The following is a 3,380-nucleotide window of genomic DNA, read 5'->3' as shown; positions in this document are numbered from 1 at the left end:
ACATCGGAAAACGACTCGCGTCCTTTTCCCGCAAAAAATCATACACAAATACGTTAGGCACAATATCAAACTTAATGAAATTGCAAAAAATTATAATATTCTTCCTATCAATCTCAACTGCAACCTTAGGGTTTCTTTATTTTAAAGTCAAAAATCAAAATAAACACTTTACAGAAAGTAAAAACAATAAGTTTGAATGGAAAAATGGTGATGAAATTTTAAACAGTTATTGGAAAAAAAAACGACAAATTAGCTTCTCAGTTTTTTGACCAAAACTTTGATAACAATTATGAAATTATTAGAACTTTTACTACTTATGGAAAACTATACCAAACTTCATTTGATAGAAATGAAAATGGTGTATATGAGAAAGTAGAGTGTTTTAATGTGACTGGAGAAAAAGTTGGTGAAATAATAGATTATGACGAAGATGGAATCCCTGAAGAATTTAGTTTATTTATAAATTCTGTAAAAAAACTAAAATTCAAAGACGAAAATTATGATGGGATTTTTGAAAAACTTACTATAACAAATGACTCAATTATAACTGAGACTTTGACTGAAAAAATATTTGACAAATAAAGTGCCTAACACCGTGTATAATTAATTGCGGCTGAATTTCCTCACCAGAAATTCAATCTTATTAATTATCTTTCCGCAACATCGGAAAAGAACTCGCGTCCTTTTGCCGCAAAAAATCATACACAAATACGTTGTACCTAATTAAACCAAATCACGGAATGAAAGAAATAAATCAAAATTATCTTTTTTTACTACTCGTATCATTCTTTTTTGTCGCCTGCCAAAATCAATCAGAAAAACCAAACTTAAAAACTCTTTTCGGAACAACTATTTCTCAAAAAACAACAGACGATTTTGTAGAAGCTCAAATGGAATCACTTAATATACCAGCTATATCTGTTGCTATCGTAAATGATGGAGAAGTAGTATATCATAGCGTAAAAGGATTTGCTAACAAAGAAAAGCAAGTATTAGCAGACAATAATTCGATATTTGAAGGAGCTTCTATATCAAAATCAGTTTTTGGTTTTTTTGTAATGACTTTCGTTGATGACGGTTTGCTTGACTTAGACAAACCACTTTATGAATATTTACCAAATCCAGATATCCAAAACGATGAGAGATATAAAAAGATAACAGCTAGAATTGCACTTTCACATCGATCGGGATTTCCAAATTGGCGTACTGATTATCCTGATAAAAAACTCTTCATTCAATTTGAGCCTGGGACTGACTATCATTATTCTGGAGAAGGTTATCAATATTTAGCGAAAGTTTTAAAACATATTTTAAATACTAATTGGGCTGGATTAGAGCAAGAGTTTCAAAAAAGAGTGGCTATTCCATTCAAAATGAAGCACACTAAGTTCATACAAAATGATTACATCAAAAAACATAAAGTCCAACCTTACGATATTAAAGGGAAATGGATTGATAAATATGCATCTGATCTATGGAGTAGTTACGACTCAGTTTTTGTTGCCCCCACAACAATTCATTCAGAGGCGATTGACTTTTCTAAATGGATGATTGCTATGATGAATAAAAAAGGTCTGTCGGAGAACGGATTTAAAGAACTTTATAAGTCACATTCTGAAATAGCATCAGGATTTCTTAGACAGGACTATACACTGGGTTTTACAAAATTATCTATTTTAAATATTGGTGAACTCTATACTCATAGTGGGAATAATGATGGTTTCTCTACATATTTCGCCTTAGATAAAGATAAAAAATGGGGGTTTGTAGTGTTTACCAACTCTTCTAGACTTGGGGACCAATTTGCGCAAAACCTGACCTATAAATTATTATTGTCAGGTACTATTGGTAAACAAATTGCCATTGGACTTACCTTAATTTTTGCTTTATTACTTCTAATTGTAAATCTAATTTTTGTTCTTTTCAAAAAATCAACTAAGAATATGATTAGAAAGACCAACTTTAGAATAGGATTAATAGCATCCATTTGTTGTATGTCGTCATTAATTTTGATGCTTACTACGAACTATGGAGCTGTTAGATATTTATACCTATTTGTAATATCTATTGTTCTGCTTTTGGCTTTTAAAACATTGAGGATGATTGTAAAACATTGGAGTGAAAACAAAAGCAAAAAAATAGAATTAGTTTTTCAAATGGTTTTGCTTTTGGGAGTTATTATTTCAGGACTTACAGTTGGAATTTTACAATAAATAACTAGGCACAACAAGGTGTATAAAAAATAGCTGCATTATCTATAAATCAAAAATTATAACTAATTCTAAATCATGAAAAATGAATGAAAAATTGCTACTAAAATTACCGCAACTTTTCATACACAAATACGTTGTACACCATTAAAATTCATGAAAAAAATGACCTATAAATATTCTATTTGTCATCCTGAAAAAGAAAATATTGAATATCTTAATAATCCCATTTCAGGCAATGAAGTACGAAAAATAGCTGAGAATTATCCTTGGATTGAAAAATTGAAATTTTCGGATTCATTAAACTCTGAAAACATACATTACAGTCCTTCACTTGACTTTACTTGTATTGAAAACGGAAAAAGTTTCTGTTTGACCGCTCATTACGATAAAAACCAAAATCTTGAATTTTCTCTTTGGTATAATAGACCCAAAAAAGTAAAAATCTTATTTGGATTGTTAGGAGAAAAAGAAAAAATGGTAGTTGACGATGTTTGGGGAATTAGTTTAGAAAAATCCTTGAATTATTTGGAATATTTTGTGAACGGAAATCACTCAATGATTGAAAAACTATATAAAAAATAACGGTGTACAACAATGTATAACCACAATTACGGCGGATTCGACTGCGTCCGAATCCACTCGGTAATTACTAACACTAGTTTCTAAACAAAATATGTAACTTTAATCCCGTAACAACAGTTATACAAATACGTTGTGGCACATTTGCTCGACTAACTCAAAAAGATAGAAATTAAAGAAATTTATGGAACCAAACTTTGTGAAAGTAGTTGAGTGTTTTAACATTACTGGACTCGGACTTTTGATAGAGTTAAAACATAACTTAAACGGAATTCCACCGAACACAGAAATAATTGACTGTACCACTAATGAAATTTGGATTGTTAAAAAAAGAGTTCATCACGGAATTTTAATTTTAGACAAATCTGAAAAATATTTTGAATGTGAAACTGAATCAATGCACGTGGATAGTTTTTTCAAAACCCTATCGGAAAGAAAAATAGCAGTGGAAAAGGAATTAGACAAACGTAATAATGGTGTTTATACATATCTAATCAAACCTGAGAAGAAAAAACAAAAAGTTAAACCTGAAATTGGAACTAAACTGAAAATAAAAACGACACCACAACAAGGTGTATAATTAATTGC

At 30.1% G+C, this 3,380-nt stretch carries 4 protein-coding genes; all 4 read left to right on the top strand.

The features are described from left to right. Positions 1–387 precede the first annotated feature (387 nt). Positions 388–582, top strand: a complete 195-nt coding sequence (locus ACOSP6_RS01190; RefSeq protein ID WP_422092678.1) for a hypothetical protein — start codon at positions 388–390, stop codon at positions 580–582. 158 nt (positions 583–740) lie between these two features. Next, on the top strand, positions 741–2,213 hold the full coding sequence (locus ACOSP6_RS01185; RefSeq protein WP_422092327.1) for a serine hydrolase domain-containing protein: 1,473 nt from the start codon (positions 741–743) through the stop codon (positions 2,211–2,213). 162 nt (positions 2,214–2,375) lie between these two features. Continuing rightward, positions 2,376–2,795: a hypothetical protein gene (locus tag ACOSP6_RS01180; protein WP_422095687.1), complete on the top strand. Its 420-nt coding sequence runs from the start codon at positions 2,376–2,378 to the stop codon at positions 2,793–2,795. A 181-nt stretch (positions 2,796–2,976) separates the two neighbouring features. Further along, positions 2,977–3,372, top strand: a complete 396-nt coding sequence (locus ACOSP6_RS01175) for a hypothetical protein (protein ID WP_422092347.1) — start codon at positions 2,977–2,979, stop codon at positions 3,370–3,372. Positions 3,373–3,380 lie beyond the last annotated feature (8 nt).

Source organism: Tenacibaculum sp. MEBiC06402 (assembly GCF_049239625.1).
In the GTDB taxonomy this organism is placed as follows: Bacteria; Bacteroidota; Bacteroidia; order Flavobacteriales; family Flavobacteriaceae; genus Polaribacter.
This window is presented reverse-complemented; position numbering and strand designations above follow the sequence as displayed.